The following is a 23,054-nucleotide window of genomic DNA, read 5'->3' on the forward strand; positions in this document are numbered from 1 at the left end:
TGAGAACGTACAAGATCTAGGGTGCATCAATCTCTGACGCACCCTACTATATAGCCGTTAATTCCGTTCTGCGGCTTGGATCGATCGCACTACAGCCGCGCCAGCCCGATCGCCGATCGACTTCTCCTGATCGTACCCCAACACCAGCTCCCAAGCCTCCTGCGGGTATCTATCAACCAGCGGGATCGCCACTTCATCCAACATCCAGCGGCCGTGACGCTCGTCTTCTTTGATGTGGAGTTCCCAATAACCCATCGCAGCCTGCGAGAGGCCCAAACGCTGGGCGGCGGCTAGATAATTGCGGTAAGCCACGGGCCCCGCCACCTCAAAATAAGTGAGTCCGCCGTTGTAGCGCAGAAAATGGCGCTTGCGTTCCGTCAGCAGAAAGTTGTGATTAATGCTTGCGAGCACTTCCCAAGGCACTAAATCGAAGTACGCTTCTGGTTCTGTACTCATATCGAATTCAGCCAGCATCTGAGCAAAAAAGGTCGAGTGCTTGCGGGGGAGGCGACCGCCGCCGTATTCTTCCATCAGCACTCGCGTAAGGGTACACTGAATTTCGTTGCCGGCACCGCCGAGGATGCGAGAAAGGCGGCTGGCTTCAACTAAACCGTCGAAAGAGGCGATCGCCAGCAGGTGTTTGTATCCCTCTTCAGTCATCTGTTCCCGCTGGTAGCGATCGAGCTCAGTTAACGGAGGATCGACATCGGCGGCGGCGCGATCGCGCAGGGCTTGCTTGACATCCGGCAATTTTTGCAGCGCTGCAACGTCGATTTGCGCCAGTTCCCACTGCTGCCAAGGTTCCTCAATGCGATCGCGCACAGAACGCAAATAGTGCGAGCGCTCGTTGTTGTAGCGGCGCAAATCGTCGTACCAAAACAAGTTGAGGCGGTTGATACGGTAAAGCACGCGCTGCAAGAAGCGGTGAGCGGCCTCATCGCCCGGTTCCTGTTGGTAAGCTGCTTGAATTGCATAGGCGATCGCGCTTTCAAAATCGCTGACAAGTAACGGTTTTGCCGCCACCGTCTTGTCTAAATCCTCGACTTCTAGCAAATTGACAAATTGCCGATCGGCTGCTTCGTAATTTGGGGGTGCGGGTTGCTTTTTGGGAAGACTCGGCGAGTCGGAAGAAGGAAGTATCTCTAGGGTGTTTTGCATGGAATAAAGTTATGCTAACTCTAATTATTGTGCTGCCTGCCCAAACAGCCAACCGTTGCAGATTGCTGAGGATAATGGCTACTTTTCTTGAAGATAGCTAATCTGTCCGCACGATACACCTTTCTATTGATAGAGATTTGACAGAAATCAATTTGGTCACAACTGCCCCGATTCATTCCGAAAGCAGGGTGACTGAGGGAGACTTTATCAAGCTGTGCAAAGTAATTGGGGCTAATATCTGGGCATCTTTTGCAGCCGGCACTGCTTGCCGCCACGCTTTGATACCGCCTGAAAGGACAACAACATTCACGCTAATATCCTTAATCTTATTAGTCTCATTTCCTCCAGATTCTTGGGAATACCGAGCGATTTTTTCCAACTGTTTGTATGCTTTAACCGATCGCCCTCCTCTGGCACAATAAAGTACAATTACGGGCTGATTTCGCTCGGATTTAACCCTAGCTTTTACAATGGATTGAATCTGCGTGACACCGAACCCCATCTCAATATCAATTATGGGAACAAGGGGACTTTCACCGATGCGATCTTCCGCGTATTCTTCGGGCGATCGCACATCAATCAAAATCACTGGTTTCAACTCACCCTGCTGCAATTGCTCAACCGTTACTTGTTTCGTATTTAAACTGGCGATAAAAGTTAGGATATCCATGTGATGAAATAGGGCAACTGCACCCACAGAAGCAACACTCATCAAGCCGAAACCCATAATTACTTGCAAAAGGCGAGAATAGCGATTAATACCTGGTTTTGCATTTTCATCTAGCATTTTTCATCATCCTTAAAAATGGAAAGAATATTTGTCCGACATATCCAGCAGGTAGAGAATCAGAGATTCCATATTTATGAGGCATTTTTTTCGCTGGCATATACATAGTGCCAAATAGCAAATCTAACAGTGGCAACTGAACAGCAAAGTTTTTGGTGTTGATTTGGGGAATTTTACTGTGATGCCAGTGATGAAATTGTGGGGTTGCTACGAACCATTTTAGGATGCCAAATTTTAATTTAATATTAGAATGAATCAAGAAAGCGAGCGCCGCCGAATAAAGAGCATAAACTACCAAACTCTCCTGAGTAAATCCCAACCAGTAAAGAGGCATAATTTTGCAAATCTGAGTAAAAATTTGCTCGCAGGGATGCACCCGCACTGCTGCTAACCAATCCATGTGTTCAATGCTGTGATGGACTGCATGAAATTGCCAAAGCCAGGGTACTTCATGCAGCAGCCGGTGAGCGAAATAATATGCCATATCGGAAACGATAACTGCTTCTGCCAACTGCAACCAGACAGGTTGAGAGGCTACTTTGCTTTGCAATTCCGGGTTGACTAAATTAGTTATCAGCGACAAAATTACAGTCACAACAATAGCGCCTGATCTGCCAATAAAGTGACCTGTAAAAAAATAAGTAGCATCGGTTGCCCATCCGAGACGGAATATCTTTTGCTTGTGCAAGGATAAGATTCTTTCGAGGGGAATGAAGATGCCCGCTAAGACGATGAAGCCTTTGACAATTTCAGGTAACATGAGATTCTGATTAATGTCGATATTTACTTAAGCACGTCCCTACTACCAGCACCGCAGACAGGATTACCATTCTTAAGGATAGGAGCAGACGGTTGGGTATTTCCAGGAGAATTTGCTTCACACAGAATGGATACAGTAGTCTTCTCTTTGTTAGCTGCTTTGGAAACAGGTACTAAAAATACAGCCCCGACATAGCTAGTAATATCCTTAGTTTCCCTGATGGATACTCCATAACTAAACGCAGCATTTTTTGTAGCGATGATTGAATATTTATAGTTTGTTGTCTGAGTTTTAATGCCGAGACCCAGGCCATCCATGGACTTAGAAAATGTACCATCCTCGGCGTATATTGCTTGTTGAGCTCTGTTCATTGCGTTAACATATTGTTTAGCTTCTGATCGCTTCGCCTTGCCACCACAACCGCTAGAAAGAAGGAGGGTGTTCGCAGCAAATATCAGGACCACAGGAACATAAATAAAAGTGATCCTCAGTAAAGTTCCTACACAAGATTTACTTTTTTTGTTAGGGGGAATGTTTTTTTCTGAAGATGGCGCTTGTTTGTTAAGTGCATCGAGTTGAGGGTTTGTCTTAAGCTGCTTGGTTGTTCTCGATACTGCTTGTTTGTTGAGTGCATCGAGTTGAGGATTTTTTTTAAGCTGCATGGTAGTTGTCCGAATGTGTTAGCAGAGTAGTTTTCAAGTGATTGACATACTCCCCGGCGTAAACACATGGGGATTCTAGAGTCAAACAGCGAGTGTACGCGTAGCTTGTCTAACATCGCCTAATCTAACAGTCGAGATTAAGAAAAACAAGCAAGTTATTGTTAGCGTCGTTTTCACCCAGTCCATTGAGTGCGGTGGGGTTTGCAAACCTCGCCTACTGCGCCTTGCTTCTACTCTATTTTTATTAAATCACGTGGCTATTTGAGAACTTGAGTGAGTTCTCATCGACTTCTCATCAACTTTTCATTACTCCCTTCCCCCCAGAACACGATCTACTTCTTCTCTCCCCCACTCCCTCCAAGGGGGCAGGGCGGTTTCATTTTTCGTAGGGGCGGTGCTTCCGTGTCCGTGCCCTATCGCTGCAATGCCAATGGATCGCGTCGCTGGGGAGGGGTAGGCACGGGGGTACTACCCCTACAAAATCCTGATTTTTCTGATAATGAAACTCCCCTGGGGGGGTGGGGGGTTCTTGCTTCGTGTCCTTAGCATCTTCGCGGTTCAATAATTCGATATTATTTGCCATTTAGCCGATCGCGAAAATATTCCTCGTATAATCGACATCTCGGAATGTAATTATTTCCCTCTAATTTAACCAATCCCATACTATTTAACTTAAACCCCCATTCTGACCTCAATCTAACTGGCTGGGAAACACTCACAACCTCTCTCATCGCCTCCATTAATTCGGAATATTTCTCTAAATTCCATAAATGTCGGCGCAAATGGTCGCTGTAAATTGCCGCTTCAGTTCCTGCCGATTTTACCAACTGATTTAAACTCACATCTTGACGCGAAATGTGATAAATTGCCAGCCGTACCAAATAGGGATGACCTTCCACTAAGCCCATCAATTCTACAACTTCGCCATCATTCCAATTCAATCCGTGTCGCGCTGCTAAGTCTTGCACTTGCTGGGAATTAAACTCAGGCAAATCAATGGGCAACCCCACATTAAACGGCGATTTATTCACGTCCAGCGGGATATAAACTTCCGTCGAATGCACCACAATCAAGCGAAATTTTTTCCAAATATCTCGCCGTTTTGCTTCTTCATGCAAAGCGCGCAATAACCCAAAGAAGTCGTCGGCAATTTCCGGCGATTCAAACAGGCGATCGCTCTCATCCAACCCTAACGTCAGAGGTCTTGAGGATTCTGAAAGCAAATACTGTTCAAAATAAGCCTTGCAGCACTGATTGCTGCCAATCAAATCGGCTAATTCCCAACACTTGGGCAACTGCTCCAGCATTCCTAACTCTTGACCGATGCTAGCACAAAACCACTGCAAAAATGTATCTGAATTAGCGAATATTTTCCTATTGGCTAGCTGAAAACTCAGCGCTACTGTGCGAGAACCTTGCTGTTCTGCATGATGCAAAATCCTCGCCATCAAGGAAGTTTTGCCCATTTGTCTGGGCGCTTTTATGCGGATCAGCGCTCCCGGTTGGGCGATCGTCTCGTAACAGCGGGATTCGATCGGAGGGCGATCGATATAAAAACGAGAAGCTATTTCAACTTGTCCTCCCGGCAATTCTGGCGGCGCTGCTGGCAGGGGTTGAACTATTGACTGTTTAGTGCTAGTAATTACTTTCCATTCTACAGCCAATTCATGGTCGGCAGTTAACGATGTGCGACCTTCTTTGATAAGCGTTAAAATTTTTGATAATAACTTAAATGAGTCGCCAACACCGCGCCACAGCCAGGGCTGAATTCCTGCTAAATAGCTCAGTAAATCAAAAGAAAGCGGTGTATTTAATTCAAGTAAAATCGGTAAGATTGCGGGTTTATGAACAGTTAAATTGTGCAATTCTTTGGCTAGCTGCACTTGTTCCAATATCATTTCGCTAGCGGCCGATTCTTGGGAAATCAGCAACAGCAAATAATCGCAACGCTTTAAATATGAGGCTGAGTCGCTGCTGTTGTTAATAAAAAAGACTTCGTGGCCTCCCGCACTCAAAGCTTGGTGTAACTGCTGAGAAAGGGTGGTGTTTGAGGTCGATCGGGCGTTGGCGTTAGCGAAGCGATCCGAAGGAAAGCCCTCGAAGACGATCGCCACTTTTGCCCTCACCAGCACTACCTCCTCTGGCTCTGAATTAGCCTCAAAATCGGCTATATCGCGCCATTCCTGCCCCAATCCGCGACAAATTTCGATGAAATTGGCATAATCCACAGGTTTGCCATTCAGAAAATGGCTGACAGTAGATTGCGCCATCCCTAAATCCTCAGCCAAGATTTTCTGACTGGGAAAGCCATTTCTCAAGAGACAGGATTTAACTGCGCGAATGCACTCTTCGCGCACCCTTAGCGATCGTGGCATTGCTTATCACAATCGAGACACTGAAACCATCATAAATGCCAACTGCCCCTAAAGTCGATGAAAAGTCGATGAAAAGTCGATGATTTTTCAAATAACTCAGTCGCCAACTCAAATAGCCGCCTGATTAGATTAGAAATAACAAGGTTGAATCCCATCAAAACGAGGTAAAAGCATTGTGTATTCTATCCTAATTTGGTCGCTGGCCTCAACCACTAATCAACCAGCTTTCGCCTTCACCCCGCCCCTATTCTGGCTGCTGCTCGGAGTTGTGCTTAGTGCGATGGAGCTATTAATCATCAAAACTCAGCCCCAAAAATACAGATTTTACCTGCTAATGATGGGAGCTTCGGCTTTAATTGAATCCTTTATTTTGTGGAGAGGATCTGTAGCATTTCAGTTTAGTTGGGCGAACATAATGTATGAAGATTTTGACTGGCAGATTTTCTACTGGATGGGGATAGCCCTCGCGCTGAGCATCTGGATTCGACCAATTTTTATTGTTCGCAAAAAGTTTGTCATTCCCGAAGCAACGGAAGCGACAACAATCTCCGAAATTTTCCCCGGAGAAACCGGAATGGTGATTTATGAAGGAGCTTCGTGGAAAGCTCGCAATGAAGATTCCCAAGGGGCGATCGCACCCAGACAAAAAGTTTACGTTTTGCGCCGCGAAGGAAACACGCTGATTGTTGTACCTCACAGATTAATTCACATCAACGGCTAAATCTGAGTTGGCTCTTTTATGACTCGGCGATTGAAATCGCTTCTTGCCAAACAAAGTCCCTCTCTAAGAGACTAAAAAATCACTATCAACTGTCAACTGTCAACTGTCAACTATTTACCAGGAGATTCATTATGTATCAGTATTTTTTGATGGTGTTGTTTGCAATCACCGGAGTATCCTTAGCCAGCAGCGTAAAAATTGTCCGTCAAGGAGATGAGGCTTTAGTTGAAATTTTCGGAAAGTACGATCGCAAGAAACTCGAACCTGGTTTGACATTTCTGATTCCCTTTGTCGAAACAGTCGCCTATAAACAAACTCTGCGCGAGCAAATTTTAAACTTGCCACCGCAACCCTGCATGACGCGCGATCGCCTTGCCATCACCGTTGAATTTATTGTGTACTGGCGAATAATTGACTTAGAAAAAGCTTCCTACAAGGTGCAGAATCTCAAGGAAGCGATGTTAAATATGCTGATTCTTTCAATTCGGACTCACATTGCGACATTATCTATGGAGGAACTTTACACGGCTCGCCATGAAATCAATAATGCTTTAGTAGAGGAGTTGGATACAGCGACAGATCCTTGGGGTGTGAAGTTTACAAGAGTGGAATTGCGCGATTTTGCGATCGGCAGTAAAGTGGTTCAGCCAACATCCATTGACCGGAAAGAAGTACAAAAGCTGCGAGCTTAGAGATTAGTATTCCCTCCTTTTCCTCGTTACCAGGCTCTTCCTGGTAACGCAGATCCAAAGGCTCGGCCTGACTGAATTTAATTCGCATTGTATATACCATTTAAGGAGACAAAACATGACTAAAGATCAAGAATCAAGTATTAGCAAGGCAGCTTATGGCGGTTGCGGATGCTTATTGCTTTTAATGGGCATTGGAGTCATTAGCGCGATCGCTCTGCCATCATTTCTTAATACTACCCATAGACCCAGGATTTCCGAAGCAAAACAGTATGTTAGCTCGATGAACAAAGCACAGCAAGCCCTATTTATAGAAAAAAGTGCTTTTGGTACTTCTGTTGATGCTTTAGGAATTGGAATTAAAACCGAGACAACAAATTAGAAGTATGCCATTCGTGCAACTAAGAAAGCAGCATTTAATTATGGAGTATCCAAGGAAAAAGACTTAAAAAGTTATGTCGGCGGTGTCTTTCTAGTTCCTGCTAAAAACTTTGATCCAAATGCTGCTAAAGAGGAAATAACGTAAGGATTCAGGTATCTGAAACGTAGTCACAGAAGGACTTCTAGAATTAAAGCCTTCGCTAAATCAACAGCTTGATTCTCAATAGGTACGAAAATAAAAGCTTTCAGGGTTTCTTAATAAGAATGGATATTTGATGATTATTCGTTCAAATGGTTACACCGTATAGGTTTTACTGCTTTTCACATGACCTGAATCCTTACGAAATAACTACAACGGACATATTGTGCGTAGCTGATTTTCCCGGTTCAATTAAACCAGCGGAACCTACCTATGAAAATGGTGAAAGTGCTTGTGGTAAAGGCACAACACAAGTGACCCGATTCTAACTCTACGCAATATAATGGCAGTCGATTACCCATATCAAATCGGCATTCAATTGAGATTTACCGGACTAAAGTCTTTACTACAAACAGGGAGGATAAAAAACTATGAGTCAACAAAATTCTAAATCAGCTAGCATTGAATATAATGGTTGTGGATGGTTAGTGCTTTTAATCGTGATTGGAGGATTTTTTTCGGTAGCTGTGCCATCCTTTCAGGTTAAGCTTAGGAACAACAAGCAATGGGAACCCAGAGATTATATTAGCTTAATCAACAAACGTCAGCAAGCCTATTTTGCCGAAAAAAGTGTTTTTAGCACTTCTGTTAAGGCTTTAGGAATTCGCATTATTAAAACCGAGACAGAAAATTACAAATATTCCCACCATACAACAAAAAAAGCAACATTTAATTATGGAGTCTCAAAGCATAAAAATCTTAAAAGCTGTGTCGGTGGAGTTTTTGTAATTCCTGCTACAAAAGGTGAGTCAAATGCTTCTAAAAACAAAAAAACGACCACATCTATATTGTGCGGAGCTGATTCTGCTGGTACAATTAAACCACCAGAACCAACTTATCAAAATGGTAAAATTGCTTGTGCTACAGGCACCAGAGAACTGAGACCAAGTTATGACTAGAGGCAATATAATGACAGTCGATTACCAATATCAAATCGGCGGCAGTCTCCCGCAAAATGCACCTACTTATGTAGTGCGACAAGCTGACTCAGAACTTTATAAAGCCCTCAAAGCCGGAGAGTTTTGTTACGTGCTCAATTCCCGACAAATGGGCAAATCCAGTTTGCTAGTGCGAACTGTACAAAAGCTCTCGGCTGATGGCATTGCCTGTGCTACGATCGACCTTTCGGACATTGGCAACCAGCAAGTCTCTCTAGATAAGTGGTATGGCGGCGTCGCTTACAAGCTATTGTGCAGTTTCAACCTGTTTAACCCAGTCGAGTTTATGACTTGGTGGCGGGAGAGAGAGTTGATGCCGCCGGTGCAGCGCTTAGGAGAGTTAATTGAAGAGTTGCTGCTGGTCAAAATTTCTCAAAACCTGGTCATTTTTATTGATGAAATTGATAGCGTTCTGAGTTTCCAAGAACCGCTAGACGATTTTTTTGCATTAATTAGATGTTGCTACAATAAACGCGCTCACAATTCAGAATACCAGCGCATTACATTTGCTTTGCTGGGAGTAGCTACGCCATCGGATTTAATTAGCGATGCAACTCGCACGCCCTTTAATATCGGTTTAGCTATTGAATTGCAGGGTTTTAAGTTACAGGAAGCTCTGCCTTTAGCAAAAGGGTTTGAGGGAAAAGTAGACAATCCTCAAGAGGTTTTAAAAGAGATTTTGGACTGGACTGGAGGGCAGCCCTTTCTGACTCAAAAGCTTTGCAAGCTGATTCTGCACCATGTAAAAAGCTTAGCTTCGGCGTCTATTATATCAGACTCAACGGATGAAACCACAACTAAAAATTTTACTACTAATCAATTATTAATTAGCGAGATAGTGCAATCTCATATTATTGATAATTGGGAATCGTCCGATGAACCAGTACACATCAAAACAATTCGCGATCGCCTTCTCAGAAGTCAGCACCACGCCAGTAGGTTATTAGGACTATATCAAAAAATATTGCCACCCTGCGATTCCCCCCAACCCCCCTTAATCTGGGGCGAGAAAATGTCAGAATTACCCTTGTTAAAGGGGGGTGGAGGAATCTGGGCGGATGATACTCCCGAACAAACAGAATTGCGGCTCAGCGGATTAGTAGTAAAACGAGCCGGAAAATTAACCGTATCCAACCGCATTTACGCAGCTATATTCAGCCATAGCTGGGTAGAAAAAGCACTCGGCGACTTGCGCCCCTATGCTGAATCCCTAACAGCATGGATAGCTACAAATTGTCAAGACGAATCTCGCTTGTTGCGCGGTCAAGCACTCGAAGATGCCCGACAGTGGGCGGCAAATAAAAGCTTGAGTACCCAAGATTATCAATTTTTAGGTGCGAGTCAAGAAGCGGAATTTGCAAAATTGCGCGATCGCGAAAAACAAACTCAAACTGAAATTGAACAACTGCGCCGCGAAAAAAAGTTACTAGAGGAACTAAGCGAAGCACAAAAGCAGAAAAAAGCGATTGCAGTTAAACTTTGGCGCGAGCAACAACTGAGAGTGCAAACAGTTACAGGAGCCGCAGCCATATTAATATCAATCCTGATAGTAGCTTTTTGGGTTAAACCGTCAATCGAAGAAAGAAACAACAAAATTCTCACTCTCAGTTTGCTATCAGAAACGCTATTTGCTGCCGATAAAAAAGAGGAAGCTCTGCTAGAAAGCATTAGAGCTGTTACAGAAATGAAACGATCGCTCGGAGTGAGTTCAGATATTCAGATGCGAGTGGCGATCGCCCTCGAACAGGCAGTTTACAACTTTCGGGAACGCCGCCGCTTGCAGACTCAAGCCAGTACCCTTGCTTTCGCGAGTTTCAGTCCCGACAGTCAAACAATTGTGACTGCTACCGATGATAATTATATCAAACTTTGGCAAAATAATGGAACTTTGCAAGCAACATTGACAGGCCATACTGATAAAATTAGGATGGCTATTTTCAGTCCTAGCGGTCAGATACTTGTCTCGGCAAGCGACGACCAAACTGTCAAAATTTGGCAAAGAGATGGCAAATTGATTCAGGATTTAAAAGGACACCGCAGTCAAATAACAAGCGTTTCTTTGAGTCCAAATGGTAAAATTATTGCTTCAGCCAGTGCCGAGGGAACAGTTAAAATATGGAAAATCAACGGTGAAGAATTGTCAAGCTTTAAAGTGGAGCGAGGTTGGATAACCAGCACGAGTTTTAGCCCAGACGGTCAGATAATTGCTGCGGCTGGCACTGATGGCACTGTTAAACTTTGGAGTTTGAGAAAGGTTGCGGAAAAAATGCAAAAACAGCAGTCAATCGAAGCCAGCACCGATATCAAATTGCTCCGAACTTTACAGATTGAAAGTGATAAAATTATGAGTGTAACTTTCAGTCCCGACGGAGCAAAGCTGGCCACTGCAAGTGCTGGGGGAACTGCGAGAATTTGGAGCAAAGACGGCACACCGCTAAGTATTTTAAAGCATACAAGTGGATTGACAAATATCAGCTTTAGTCCCGACAGTCAAATGTTGCTATCTGCAAGCACAGACAAAATGGTGAGGCTGTGGAATATTGACGGTACGTTGCTCCAAACTTTAAAAGGTAACAAGGATGCTGTTTGGAGTGCGAGTTTTAGTCCAGACGGCAAGGCGATCGCTAGTGCTAGTGCTGATGGTACGGTGATGCTGTGGAATTTTAATCTTGACGATTTGTTGCTGCAGGGTTGCGATGGAGCCCGCAATTATTTGCAGACAAATCCGATCGCAAATCACAACAATCGCCACCTCTGCGACGGGATTGGAACTAAGTCGGAACTCACGCAAAAAAAACCGGGTTAAGAGTCAAAATGTTGAGTTTGGCAGCAAACTATCTAGGCAGAAACTGGCTTTTTGACCAAGAATTTCTTGATGGTACAAGCCCCCGGATTTATCCGTGGAATCAATCCAAAATCGAAAATCGAAAATCCTCAAGCCCCCGCATTTATCCGTGGGGTCGCCTCTAAAATCGAAAATCGAAAATCTAAAATCGATTGACCGCCCCTGCATCTAGGGCTGATATGGTTAAAATTGGTAGCAGCTAATAGGTAATAGGTCAGCCCGATCGGTGTATTCAACTCTAGAACAAAAGTACCAGCGCCTGCAAAAAGACTTAAGAAACGGAGTCATCGCCCTTGGCGGCATTGTATGCACGGGTACTCTCTGGTATCGGCTGGTGGAAAAATGGTCTTTGCTCGATGCCGCTTACATGACAGTCTTTACCCTAGCAACTGTGGGCTACGGTGAACTTCACCCCCTCGGCAAACGCGGGCGAATGTTTACCATAGGCCTGATTTTGATGGGCGTGATTGTGATTGGTTTCATCGTCAACCGCTTTACAGAAGCGCTGATTGAAGGATATTTTCAAGAAGGAGCAAGAATTAGGCAGCAGCGACGATTGGTAGATTCTTTGATCGGGCATTACATTCTCTGCGGTTTTGGGCGCACAGGCCGCCAAATTGCCTTGGAATTTCAGGCCGAATGTATCTCTTTTGTGGTGATAGATTCGGCGGTACAGTCGGTTGAGGCAGCTTTGACGCTCGGATACACCGCTGTCCAAGGAGACGCGACTCTGGACGAAACTTTGGTGAATGTGGGGATCGATCGCGCAATTTGCATAGTAGCAGCTTTGCCTTCGGACGCCGAGAATTTATACACTGTCATGTCAGCGAAAACTCTGAATCCGAAGGTACGGGCGATCGCCCGCGCCACCACAGAAGAAGCTGTAAAGAAGTTGCAGCGGGGCGGCGCCGATGCCGTCGTATCCCCCTACATTACCGGGGGAAAACGCATGGCGGCGGCGGCTTTGCGGCCTCAAGTTATGGATTTTTTAGACGGTGTTTTGACCGGGACTGATAGTTCTTTTTACATGGAAGAATTTCTGGTCGATCCCAATAGTTGTGTCTACGTCGGGCAAACTTTGAGAAATGCCAAGTTGCGATCGCAATCGGGGGCCTTGGTTTTAGCGGTGCGGCGCGCTGGCGGGAATTTGATTGTGGGGCCTACTGGAGAAACTGCGATCGAAGGAGGAGATATGCTGATTTGTTTGGGTACTGCGGAACAACTGCGAACTCTCAATCAAATCCTCAGTCCCCTGAGTTTTCGCCTCCCCCGGCCCCCGAACTAATACGATGTCAAGTTTGTAGCCAGGAATGCAAGTCCTCTCTCGATCAATGGTTTCCATAACAATTGACACTCGATGGGGTAAACGCACGGGGATTCTTTAACCTGGACTTCCCCCCTACAAATGTACTAACAGTCCTCAAACTCTTACTCCACAAAAAATACAAGTGTTGATCTGAAAATTTGTACCCATTTATAAGCAATAGCTGACGCAGGCGATCGCGATCCTCTGTTGTAGATTCAATAGACATCTCCCAAATAGTGACATTATGTGGTCAAAGAACATAAGAGACATTTTTTTACACAGAAACATGAGCGACATCCTGAATCATATTGAAGAGAACCAGAAAGAAACACAGCGATTAATTGGTCGGGAATAGGAACAGTTACAACAATTGCTCCCAGAAGTAAGGCGGATTTTGACCCGTTACTGGAAAGAATAATTTTTAAGGGCGACCGCCCTTTATTGGCCCCAGTGCGATTGCTCTTAAATTATCAAAAATATTAGGCTTAATTCTCCACCCAATCACTTAAAAACTCCAGACTAAGGGTGCTAAATATCGAATCGAATTAACGCGGCGGTGTTTGCGAGACTTGGGGGTATTATAGAGAGAATTATAACGGTCTGTACTTACTTACTCAAGAATTGAGAGAATTGGTGGTATAATTCGCGCTCGCGGGCTTCTCTAACCTCAGACAGAAGCAAGACCGATGCAGAAATACGTCCTAAGAGTTTTGCGATCGCCCCTAGCGTCAGGTACGATTCTTGTTAATTATTGCGCTCAGTTCAGGAGAAAAAATTTATGCCAGATATGTCCGGTCAAGACCCCTCGGAAATTAAAATGGCGACGGTTCATGAAGAAGAAAAAGGCGCAACGTTTAGCGGTACGGTCATCCTTGCTATCGATGTTGAGGGTAGTGGGGAAGTCGTTTTCTTCAGAGACTTTTTGATTGAACATTATAAAGGCGAACTTACCGCTTATCTGGCAACAGATGGCAATATAACGAAAAGCATTGATTTAGGCGAACTTAAGCATAAGAGCGGCAGCTTTAAGCTGCCAATTCCGCTGGGGACGGATACATCACCCTACAATACCGTCGTGCTGCGCGACGAAAAAAGCAAGAAAAAAGTTGTGACGATCGAGCTGTAAAATTTGCAATTTAGCTCGTAGTTCAGCCAAATTCGTTAGCGCAGCCCTCGAAGAGGATCGCCCTTTTTTTCCTGAAGTGCGATCGCTCTTAAATTAAGGTGCGTCACTTTCGATCGAACAGTTCAGTTGTAAAGTGATGCACCCTAATTTTTAAAATGGAATCGGATCGTAATCGGGATTTTCCGGCTCGTTAGGCGAACTCGACTGGCGATCGGACTCAGAATTTGAAGACTGATGCGAGTTCCAATCCGAACTAGACGTGCGGTTAGCGCCACCTGGGGCGCTGTTAGAACTGCGGCCTCGCGAACTCATGGGAACCACATTGCTTGGCACATTAGCCGGCGCGCTGTCGCGAATTTGAGCCGGTTCCGGGGCGGTTCTAGTTGGGGGCTCCGAACTCATTGCATCAGCCCCGACACTGTAAATCCTTTGAGCTGTCAGTTCAGCGCGCTTTTCTTTAATACCATCTCTTTCGATCGTATTCATGCTCAGCCGTCCCTCAATAATCACGCGATCGCCCTCATGATATTTCTCGTGAATTTCTTGAGCAAAATTTCCCCATCCTATCACTTTCAAATGTTCGGGCGGATCTTCTGGTTTTGGGCCGGGAAACTGCACCAACATCTCAGCGATTTGAAGTTGATTGTCAGGAGTATAACGGAGTTGCGGTTGTTGAATTATTTCCGCCATCAAAATGCAGCTATTCATCTGTTATCTGTGCGTAATTGGGAATTGGATGTTGAAGGAAGAAGGAAGAAGGAAGAAGGAAGAAGGAAGAAGGAAGAAGGAAGAAATAGCTATCCGTGTACCGATGACTTGTTCGTCTTGCTTTGGGGAATTGGCAATTGCCAATTGGTAATTGGTAATTACTGATTTTTCTGCGCCCGATCCCTATTAGTTGTCGCCGATGACGGATTACACGTTACCAAATTTATCTTGGAGAACCGCCGCCTCGGCTTGACTGACAAAATCGTGAACGAGGGTGCGGTACTCCTTCAACGTTTCAGATACCCAATCTCGATCCTCACTGTTGGCGAAGATATGAACGGTCGGTTCACTAGCATCGGGTAAAACTAATACCCAAGTGTCGTCGCTGTAGTTAAAAATCTTCACTCCATCTAATAATTCTAAACGATCGGGCGAATGAGTTTCTACTAAATGTCGCATCAGCGAACCCTTGATAGTCCAAGGACAGCGGACGCTGTAACTGCGGTGGGTGATGCGGGGAAGTTCCGCCTTGATCTGTCCGAGCGATCGCTCCTGAATCGTCATCATTTCTATCACTTTAGCAATGCAGAACATTCCGTCAAATCCGGGATGCAACTGCGGGAAAATAAAACCCATAAGACCGCTGCCGCCCAAAACCACATTAGGGTTCCTGTTAGCCGCTTCCATCAAAGCAGTTGGGTTCGCCTTCGTGCGGATTACCTTGCTTTGATAGCGTCGGGCGATCGCCTCCACCGCAGAAGACGCATGCACCGGCACTACTACTGTACCTTTGGGATGAGAAGTCAGCATCAAATTTACCATCAACGCCGTCAGCATTTCCCCACGAATCGCTATCCCAGACTCATCTACCAAAATGAGCTGTTCGCCGTTAGCCGATACCTGCACTCCAAAATTAGCACTGAGTGCTTTCACCACTCGGCCGAGTTGGTCGAGCAAATATTCCCGTTCGCCATTGCTTAGAGAAGTCTGCTTGAGACTAGCATTGAGCACCACCGCATCGCAGCCGAACTTGGCAAGCATTTGGGGCAAAATTGCTCCAGAAACCGCGTAAACGTAATCGATTACCACCTTAGTATTGCTGTAGCGTATTGCCTCAACATTCATCTGCCGCTCAAAAATGCGGTTGTAAACGTCGAGAGCTTGGTTAAAGTACGACATCTCTCCAATTTCCGGAATTAGAGCCCGCCGCAAATCTTCCTTAAAATAAGCCCCCTCAATTTTTTTCTCAGCTCCTTTAGTAATATTGATGCCTTTGATATCGAAGAATTCAATTAAAATGTGGTCGGAGCGATCAGGCGAAATGCGAACATGAATGCCGCCGGCAATTGATATCGTAGACGAAACCGTGCGCGCGATCGGAATTGCCGTCGATTCCAAATTGATCACATTAATTCCCACCGACATCAAACCCGCAATCAAAGACCTCGAAACCATCCGCGAAATGCTCCGCTGATCACGAGAAACTGATACCGAAGTCCCAGGTTTCAAAGTCGAGCCGTAAGCCGCGCCCAATTTCACCGCAAATTCCGGGGTAATATCCACATTTGCCAGTCCTTGAACGCCACGTTGACCGAACAAATTCCGCCTAGCTTGTTCTCCCCAAATTAAATTTTGATTTAACAGAGCGCCGGATTCAATATTTTTGCTCGGCCAGACGCGCACGCTTGGCCCCACTTGCGCTTCTTCTCCCACGATGGACATCGAACCGACGATCGCACCTTCCAATACATGAGCGCGCCTGTCTACGCGGGTGCTCCGGCAAATCACGCAGGCCCTAAGGTGAGCGTCTTCGCCGACAATTGCTCCGTTCCAGACGATGGGACGTTTGAGGTTGGCATCGGCCCCGACTGTCACGTTATCTCCGATCACTGTACCGGCATCGATTTTAACTCGGGCTCCAATCCGGCAATTGTTGCCGACCATGGCCGGTACTTCGACGATCGCGCTATCGTCAATAAAAGTATTCTGACCTACCCAAAGTCCCGATCGAACTTCGTTGTAGTAGCTCAAATCTAGTTTGACCTTTCCCCGCAGCGCGTCGTACTGAGCTTCCCGGTAAACATCCAACTGGCCGACATCGCACCAGTAACCCTCGGCGATGTAACCGTACATCGGCTCGTTTTTTTCCAGCAGCAAGGGAAACAAGTCTTTCGAGAAGTCGCACTCTTTATTTGCAGGCAGGTAATCCAAGACCTCGGGTTCTAAAATGTAGGTGCCGGTATTGACGGTATCGGAGAAAATTTCGCTGCTAGAAGGCTTTTCCAGAAAGCGACTGATGCGGTAATTTTCCTCGGTAATCACCACCCCGAATTCCATCGGGTTGGGAACGCGAGTTAAAATTAACGTTGCTTTGGATTGCTTGCTGCGGTGAAATTTCATTGCCGCCGTTAAGTCGAAATCTGTGATGCTGTCGCCACTGATGACCAGAAAAGTTTGATCGAGCAGTTCAGCAATATTTTTGACGCAACCAGCCGTACCCAGCGGTTGGTCTTCCTCCACAGCGTAAGTCATTTGAACGCCAAACTCTGCCCCGTCAGTAAAATATTCGCGCATGACATCGGGAAGGTAGTGCAGCGTCGCAATAATTTCCGTGATCTGATGCCTTTTTAGCAAATTAATAATGTGTTCTGCGATCGGGCGATTGAGAATCGGCACCATCGGTTTGGGCAAATCGCACGTCAGGGGTCTGAGCCTCGTTCCCGACCCCCCAGCCATTAGCACTGCACGCATAAAATCCTCCTTGCTTAGAAAGCTCTCTACCGCCATTGTCCGCTAGAAAAAGTTTGCCTGCTGTAATTGGTTGGCCGCCAACTCTCAGTTCTTACTTAAATTTCTTCGAGTAGTGACACGTCTGGGCAATCCCGTTCGGCTAGGCTGTCCCCCAACAGCAACCGATTTCAACCGAATTAGAACTTGGGGCGCCGTACCAATCCCCCGGTCGAGCTCGGATTTGTAGGGGAGGTTGGGTCATACCTGTTGAAAAAAAAAGAATGCAACTGTAGGCCCGTACTCGAAACCCTTCTATCATCAGTCATTCCCAATTCTTTAATTCTTCAATTCTTCAATTCTTCAATGGTATAAGTCCTCAGAATCATCGACTTTTGGCATAAGTCCCTTCTTGCTTGCTCGGTGAAAGCTATTTCGGGGGTGTTATTTTTAAGTTTGTAGCCAACGGGGATTTTTAAGTCTCTTTCTGAAGGTGGAATTGCTACGGCTATCGGTGCGCCTTGGCGTCTGATAAATGATAGATTAAGGGTAGCGCTTTGACTAGCTGACCCAAAATCCTATCCATTGCTTAGGGGTTTTTTAAATGAGTACGTTAATTAGCTTGGCATTGCTGATCGCTTACGGCGGCGGTATTTGGAAATTTTGGAATGGTTTCGATCGCACTAACTTCGACAGAAGTTTTACAAATCGCCTGAAGCTCTCGCTGCTCTGGCCCGCGTTAATTTTTAATAAGCCTTACCGCCAAAACTTTACAAAAGCTCTCAAAGCCTCTAAAAGGTAATTCAAGAATGTCTAAAAAGTCCGATCGCCCAGTAGCTGGTCAGGAGCAGACTTGGTTTGCTAAAGGAAAATCAGATAGCTGGCAAGTTTTACTGTCGCAAGTCGCTTCTCGATTCGATCGCGAATACCGGGGAGAAGCTTTTGCTTTACCCGAAGAAGTCGAAGCAATGCCGATTTTCCTAGAATCAGTTGCAGGAACTCTCCAAGCAAAAACAGTTTCTCCCTTCTGGAAAATTGCCAAACCTCAAAAAAATCAGCGCTGTTTAGACATTGGCTGCGGAGTCAGCTTTCTCATCTACCCTTGGCGGGATTGGGAGGCATATTTTTACGGTCAAGAAATCAGCAGCGCAGCGCGAGACGCCTTAAACGCTCGCGGCCCTCAGCTCAATTCTAAGCTGTTCAAAGGCGTAGAATGGGCCCCTGCTCACCAGTTAAATTACGAGGAGGCTCAGTTCGATTTATGCCTCGCTACAGGCTTTAGCTGTTACTATCCCATAGACTATTGGAGTATTGTCATGGGAGAAGTAAAGCGGGTACTAAAACCGGGCGGTCATTTTGTTTTTGATGTCCTCAACCCCGATGCTCCTTTAGCAGAAGATTGGGCAATTTTGGAAACTTATCGGGCCGGCGAAGTATTTTTAGAGACAATAGAAGATTGGGAAAAAATGATTAAAGCTGCGGGCGCTAAGGTAGTAAAAAAGCAAAGCGGCGACTTATTTCAAATGTATAAAGTTCAATACAATTGAGAGGTTAAGGGGAATAGGTTCATTAGCTTTGTAGTCAAAACTTCAATCCTCCAAAGCCTGGTCGGGCGGACGAAAAACAACTTTATTCTTAGTGGATAAAGTAGGGTGCGTCAGCAAGTAGAAATTAGTTTGAGAAGCAACAAATATTCAAGCTGACGCACCCTACTAACTACTAACTCACCATAGTCAAGCAAGCAGATTGGATATTACCCATTCCCATACCGGATTGCCAATTATCGATGCCCAATTACGGATGCCCAATTAATTTTCGGTAGCTGCAGGAGATGGCCCAGCTTCAGGCGACGGCGACACTTCCGGGGCAGGAGATGGCGACACTTCCGGGGCAGGAGAGGGCGCTGCTTCCGGTGAGGGCGACACTTCCGGGGCAGGAGATGGTGCAGCTTCGGGCTGCGGGGACTCTTCGGCGGCAGGAGATGGCGCTGCTTCCGGCTGCGGAGACTCTTCGGCGGCAGGAGATGGCGCTGCTTCCGGCTGCGGGGATTCTTGGGCGGGTTGCGGTTGAGGAGAAGGCGACTGTTCCGCGGCTGGTTTCGGTTCAGGCGAGGGTGACGGTTGAGCCGCCGGCTTGGGTGCGGGCGACGACGGTTTGGCCCCTGGCTGCGGTTTGGTGGCAGGGGCCGGCGGCTTCTCAAACTGCGGCTTCACTTCTGTAGGCGCTGGGGAGGGCGGCTGGCCTGTTGGTCTGGGCACTGTCGGGGTGGGCGCTGGCTGCTGGCCTGGTGGGTTGGGCCTGGTTGGGGTGAGAGGAATGCCACTACAAACTTTTTCGTCGTACTTAAACTCGACCGCCAGTTGGTAAAGCTTGTGCGTGCTGGCTGCTTCAAATGTTAGAGAAGGGCTAATAATCGCAATTTTAGCCGCATTATCGAGAATACCGTAACCCGTGGGGACGATCGGCTGAGGCTCGGCCTTGAGCAAGCCTTGAGGGCTGACAACTGCTCCAAAAACAGCTCTTCCTTGGAGTTTTTGCGAGCAAGCTGTTACGGGATAAGGGACAGGCACAGGAGTCGGGCCCGTCATTTCCAAGTCAGGATAAGCCTTTTTGAATTTCTCAAACAAAGCAACATAGGTATTTGCAGCCGCAAGCAGTGTCTCTCGGTCGGTGGGTAAGTTTGCACCGGGAACTCCCTGCTGTTCTAGCTGTTGCTGTCCCTGGTCAAATTGTGCCCTCCTGATTCTTTCTTCGGGAGTTTCTGCGATGAGATTCCTTTTATTGGGATCTTTTTGAGTCAATTTTGGTACTCCATCGGGTCCCACATTCCTGCTAATGGGGAATTCCGGGGTAAAGACTGGAGCTCCGTCTGGAAATAGTGGGAGTCCGCCTCTACTGGCTATGATCTTTTTGAGCGCCTCTGCTTCATCTTCGGAGCCGCCGCCGGGAAGCTGGGGTGCTTCTGGCAGCGATGGCGGCGGCGGGATATTGCGATCGAAATTACCCGGTAAGGGCGGGAAAAGAAAACCGCTGGGAGGTACGGGTGGGACGAAAGTGGGTGTTGGCTGGGAGGGGGCTCTGACTGTTGGGGATGGAGTTTTGGGAGGTGGCGGGGCTGTTGGGGCCGTTAAGGGCGGGAGAGGGGAATAAGGCTGAGGGGAAAAGAATCCAGGAGGGGGCATTCCCGGCGGCATGGCGGGCAAGTTGATGGTATCAGGTGGGGGGGGCAAGGGCGGGGCTAACTTTGGCGCGGGTCGAAGGGGAACTGGTGCGATCGAAAACGGCGTAAATCGCGTATTATTAGACGCGCGCGGTGGTATGGTTTGTGGCAGGCGACCGGCTTCTGCGGGAGTTAGTTCTACCAAGCCGACAGAACCGGGAATATTTTTTGAGGAATTTCCACCATAAAGTATGCTTGAGAGCGTCGGGGCACTTACTCCGAGCACTCCGTGAAGGCTGACAGAAGCTAGGGCTGCCCACCAATAAGGCTGGCGCAGCGGTTCGGAAAGGGTGTTGGCTAGGGAGGAAGAGTCAGTCATGACTATGGGGAATGGGGAATTGGTAATTGAGAATTGATAATTGGGAATTGGAAGTTAATAGTTATTAATTGATATTTTTTTTGAGTGATTTTAAAAGAGGCTGTTGGAGAATTCAAAGGTATAATTTTAGCACGGTCGGTATCGAAATTGCCCGATCAACTTTTATTGAGATTTCGCGACCCTCACATCAAGCACTCAAGCGTAGAAACCCGGTTTTTTGCCTGCTTCCAAGCTTGTATAGCAACCGCCAATAGGGTGAGGACGTGGTTAATTGCTCAAACCATTGTTTTTCTTGCCTAATGCCTTTGGCCGAATCCTATACGCGGTTTATCAGATATTGTTGAGAATGGTGAGCAGGGCCTCAGACGGGCCGGACTGGGGCGAGCAAAAAACAGACTGTGCCACTGCTATACCGTCTTTTTTCGGGTTCTGGGGCCGAATTTATTCATTACACACGATCGAGCGCACGGATCGATCGGCGTTTCCAATTCTGGTACGAGATCAAAAAAACTCAAAACTCCTCGAGTTGCTGCGCGTTGTACGCGGAGGCTGTGGCGGCAATCTCAAAACCCCCTTGATTCACCAGCGATAGCGGTAATTTTTAAAAGGAGCTCCCTCGATGGTGAGCAAGTCGATGGGATAAATTGGAGCGCCGCTTGCCATATATTGAAACATTTCTCGAACTTCCTCTCCCCGCAACGACAACTGGTCTAATTCCTTGAGAGAATACCAGCCCGCGCACAAAGTATGCTCATCCGGCTTACTCTTGGGCGGCGTCTTATCTTGTGGACGAGCCACAAAAATGACTCGGAGGCGCACATTGCCCCTAGGCATCACTGTGTGCTCTACCCGGAGAATTCCCTCAACGATGATGGAAATGCCCGCTTCCTCAAGGGTATTACGCATAGCAGCTTCGAGCAAAGTCTCCCCTTTTTCCACTCGCCCTGCTGGGAGATACCACTGCTGCTCGTACTTGCGCTCTTGTACCAGTAGAAAACGGTCTTCTAAGTGAACGACAACTAGGGTAAAATACCATGTTTGAATCGGCTCGCGAGCCATAGAAGTAGATATTCCCTAAGCAAAAGGTTTAACGAGCGGCAGATGTTAGCAATCCAAAGGATGCTTCGGCAAGCGTCTTTGAACTTGAAAAACAGATCGTAGCACTCCGGCCGCAAAATCTAAAATCTAAAATCTAAAATCTAAAATTGACAATGCCATTACCAACCGTGATTTTACCAGGATATTTTGCTGCTGCTTCCGACTACCGCGAATTAGAAAAATCTCTGGTCGATCGAGGTTTCCCAACAGTAACAGTTCCTCTGGGCAAGGGAGATTGGTTGCCGACTTTTGGTGGGCGGTCGATGGTGCCAATTTTGCGACAGCTCGATCGCACTGTCAAACAAATGTTACAGCAATACGGCGTTCCCCAGATCAATCTCGTCGGTCATTCCGCCGGCGGCTGGATTTCTCGCATCTATTTGGGCGAAAAGCCTTACACGATTCACGGCGACGTGCTTGAGGACGCCGGTTTATGGGAAGCTCACCCTTATGTGAATACTTTAATCACTTTAGGCACGCCACACGTCTCTCAAGAGCGCTGGACTCGCAAAAATCTAGATTTTGTCAAAATTCACTATCCGGGGGCTTTTCACCCGCAGGTGCGCTACGTGTGCGCTGCTGGGAAGGCTGTTTTTGGCAAGCGCGGTTTAGGGACTTGGCTGGCTTATAAAAGTTACGAGTTGACTGTGGGGAAGGGCGAAACTTGGGGAGATGGAATTACGCCGGTGGAAGCTGCTATTTTGGACGGGGCCGAAAATTTGGTATTGGAGGGGGTTTGGCATTCGCCTCGTTCTCCGGGGAAGTGGTACGGTTCGCCGGAGGTTTTGCCGGCTTGGATTGGGTATTTGTGTTAGAAATGAACCGCGAAGACGCGAAGGATGTGAAGGAAGAAGCAGAAGGTTTAAGGGAAGGATTTAGTTAGATATTTATATTAGGAGCGAGTTTAGTGCCGCAAAACTCGCCCCCGCGATTCTATGTTTACTTGAATTTTTATCGCTAACTGAATAGAGTGAAAAATATTTTATGTGGCATTATCGGTAAGATTTAGAAGTCGCGGCGAACAACACAATCAAA

The 23,054-nt window shown here is 46.6% G+C and carries 20 protein-coding genes and 2 pseudogenes; 12 read left to right on the top strand and 10 right to left on the bottom strand.

Annotated elements, in window-relative coordinates:
- Window positions 1-57 precede the first annotated feature (57 nt).
- The 5 genes from D0A34_03555 to D0A34_03575 form a co-directional block, all read right to left on the bottom strand.
- Window positions 58-1,158, bottom strand: coding sequence for an iron-containing redox enzyme family protein (locus tag D0A34_03555; GenBank protein ID UNU18061.1), 1,101 nt, complete (start codon window positions 1,156-1,158; stop codon window positions 58-60).
- Window positions 1,159-1,330: 172 nt separating this feature from the next.
- Complete coding sequence (locus tag D0A34_03560) at window positions 1,331-1,945, bottom strand: rhodanese-like domain-containing protein (GenBank protein UNU18062.1); 615 nt, start codon at window positions 1,943-1,945, stop codon at window positions 1,331-1,333.
- Window positions 1,935-2,705: a sterol desaturase family protein gene (locus D0A34_03565; GenBank protein ID UNU18063.1), complete on the bottom strand. Its 771-nt coding sequence runs from the start codon at window positions 2,703-2,705 to the stop codon at window positions 1,935-1,937. Before D0A34_03565 ends, D0A34_03560 begins: the two co-directional genes overlap by 11 nt.
- 23 nt (window positions 2,706-2,728) lie before the next feature.
- A complete protein-coding gene (locus D0A34_03570) occupies window positions 2,729-3,367 on the bottom strand; it encodes a general secretion pathway protein GspH (protein UNU18064.1) in 639 nt (212 codons plus the stop codon).
- A 572-nt stretch (window positions 3,368-3,939) separates the two neighbouring features.
- The gene (locus D0A34_03575) at window positions 3,940-5,742 is read right to left on the bottom strand and encodes a molecular chaperone Tir (GenBank protein UNU18065.1); all 1,803 of its coding nucleotides are present in this window, start codon (window positions 5,740-5,742) and stop codon (window positions 3,940-3,942) included.
- A gap of 175 nt (window positions 5,743-5,917) precedes the next feature.
- Here D0A34_03575 and D0A34_03580 point away from each other — a divergent pair, with 175 nt between their 5' ends.
- The 6 genes and pseudogenes from D0A34_03580 (at window position 5,918) to D0A34_03605 (ending at window position 11,476) form a co-directional block, all read left to right on the top strand.
- Entirely contained in the window at window positions 5,918-6,463 is a 546-nt protein-coding gene (locus D0A34_03580) for an NfeD family protein (protein ID UNU18066.1), read from the top strand.
- Between the two features lie 131 nt (window positions 6,464-6,594).
- The gene (locus D0A34_03585) at window positions 6,595-7,155 is read left to right on the top strand and encodes a paraslipin (protein ID UNU18067.1); all 561 of its coding nucleotides are present in this window, start codon (window positions 6,595-6,597) and stop codon (window positions 7,153-7,155) included.
- Between the two features lie 115 nt (window positions 7,156-7,270).
- A pseudogene (locus tag D0A34_03590) lies at window positions 7,271-7,678 on the top strand (general secretion pathway protein GspH).
- A gap of 197 nt (window positions 7,679-7,875) precedes the next feature.
- Window positions 7,876-8,001, top strand: a pseudogene (locus D0A34_03595) (general secretion pathway protein GspH).
- A 102-nt stretch (window positions 8,002-8,103) separates the two neighbouring features.
- Window positions 8,104-8,631: a general secretion pathway protein GspH gene (locus tag D0A34_03600; GenBank protein UNU18068.1), complete on the top strand. Its 528-nt coding sequence runs from the start codon at window positions 8,104-8,106 to the stop codon at window positions 8,629-8,631.
- A 10-nt stretch (window positions 8,632-8,641) separates the two neighbouring features.
- A complete protein-coding gene (locus D0A34_03605; GenBank protein ID UNU18069.1) occupies window positions 8,642-11,476 on the top strand; it encodes a hypothetical protein in 2,835 nt (944 codons plus the stop codon).
- 3 nt (window positions 11,477-11,479) lie between these two features.
- Here D0A34_03605 and D0A34_03610 read toward each other — a convergent pair whose 3' ends face one another.
- Complete coding sequence (locus D0A34_03610) at window positions 11,480-11,683, bottom strand: hypothetical protein (GenBank protein ID UNU18070.1); 204 nt, start codon at window positions 11,681-11,683, stop codon at window positions 11,480-11,482.
- A 58-nt stretch (window positions 11,684-11,741) separates the two neighbouring features.
- Here D0A34_03610 and D0A34_03615 point away from each other — a divergent pair, with 58 nt between their 5' ends.
- Both D0A34_03615 and D0A34_03620 read left to right on the top strand, forming a co-directional pair.
- Window positions 11,742-12,800, top strand: coding sequence for a potassium channel protein (locus D0A34_03615; protein ID UNU18071.1), 1,059 nt, complete (start codon window positions 11,742-11,744; stop codon window positions 12,798-12,800).
- Window positions 12,801-13,599: 799 nt separating this feature from the next.
- Entirely contained in the window at window positions 13,600-13,947 is a 348-nt protein-coding gene (locus tag D0A34_03620) for a hypothetical protein (protein ID UNU18072.1), read from the top strand.
- 150 nt (window positions 13,948-14,097) lie between these two features.
- Here D0A34_03620 and D0A34_03625 read toward each other — a convergent pair whose 3' ends face one another.
- Together D0A34_03625 and D0A34_03630 are read right to left on the bottom strand one after the other, a co-directional pair.
- Window positions 14,098-14,655: a single-stranded DNA-binding protein gene (locus D0A34_03625; protein ID UNU18073.1), complete on the bottom strand. Its 558-nt coding sequence runs from the start codon at window positions 14,653-14,655 to the stop codon at window positions 14,098-14,100.
- 207 nt (window positions 14,656-14,862) lie between these two features.
- A complete protein-coding gene (locus tag D0A34_03630) occupies window positions 14,863-17,406 on the bottom strand; it encodes a mannose-1-phosphate guanylyltransferase (GenBank protein ID UNU22155.1) in 2,544 nt (847 codons plus the stop codon).
- Window positions 17,407-17,986: 580 nt separating this feature from the next.
- Between D0A34_03630 and D0A34_03635 the strand changes: the two genes are divergently transcribed.
- Together D0A34_03635 and D0A34_03640 are read left to right on the top strand one after the other, a co-directional pair.
- Window positions 17,987-18,184: a hypothetical protein gene (locus D0A34_03635; protein ID UNU18074.1), complete on the top strand. Its 198-nt coding sequence runs from the start codon at window positions 17,987-17,989 to the stop codon at window positions 18,182-18,184.
- A 7-nt stretch (window positions 18,185-18,191) separates the two neighbouring features.
- Window positions 18,192-18,929, top strand: a complete 738-nt coding sequence (locus D0A34_03640; protein ID UNU18075.1) for a class I SAM-dependent methyltransferase — start codon at window positions 18,192-18,194, stop codon at window positions 18,927-18,929.
- A 261-nt stretch (window positions 18,930-19,190) separates the two neighbouring features.
- On the opposite strand, the gene D0A34_03645 is transcribed toward D0A34_03640, so the two are convergent.
- Window positions 19,191-20,921, bottom strand: a complete 1,731-nt coding sequence (locus D0A34_03645) for a hypothetical protein (protein UNU18076.1) — start codon at window positions 20,919-20,921, stop codon at window positions 19,191-19,193.
- 346 nt (window positions 20,922-21,267) lie between these two features.
- Here D0A34_03645 and D0A34_03650 point away from each other — a divergent pair, with 346 nt between their 5' ends.
- Window positions 21,268-21,513: a hypothetical protein gene (locus D0A34_03650; GenBank protein ID UNU18077.1), complete on the top strand. Its 246-nt coding sequence runs from the start codon at window positions 21,268-21,270 to the stop codon at window positions 21,511-21,513.
- Here the strand turns inward: D0A34_03650 and D0A34_03655 are convergent.
- Window positions 21,501-21,980 (bottom strand): NUDIX domain-containing protein, encoded by a 480-nt coding sequence (locus D0A34_03655; GenBank protein UNU18078.1) that lies wholly within the window; start codon window positions 21,978-21,980, stop codon window positions 21,501-21,503. The genes D0A34_03650 and D0A34_03655 overlap by 13 nt on opposite strands.
- Window positions 21,981-22,132: 152 nt before the next feature.
- Between D0A34_03655 and D0A34_03660 the strand changes: the two genes are divergently transcribed.
- Window positions 22,133-22,834 carry an alpha/beta hydrolase gene (locus D0A34_03660; GenBank protein ID UNU18079.1) on the top strand — a complete coding sequence of 234 codons (702 nt, stop codon included), beginning with the start codon at window positions 22,133-22,135 and terminating at the stop codon, window positions 22,832-22,834.
- Window positions 22,835-23,054: the final 220 nt, after the last annotated feature.

This window comes from Microcoleus vaginatus PCC 9802 (assembly GCA_022701275.1).
GTDB lineage: Bacteria > Cyanobacteriota > Cyanobacteriia > Cyanobacteriales > Microcoleaceae > Microcoleus > Microcoleus vaginatus_A.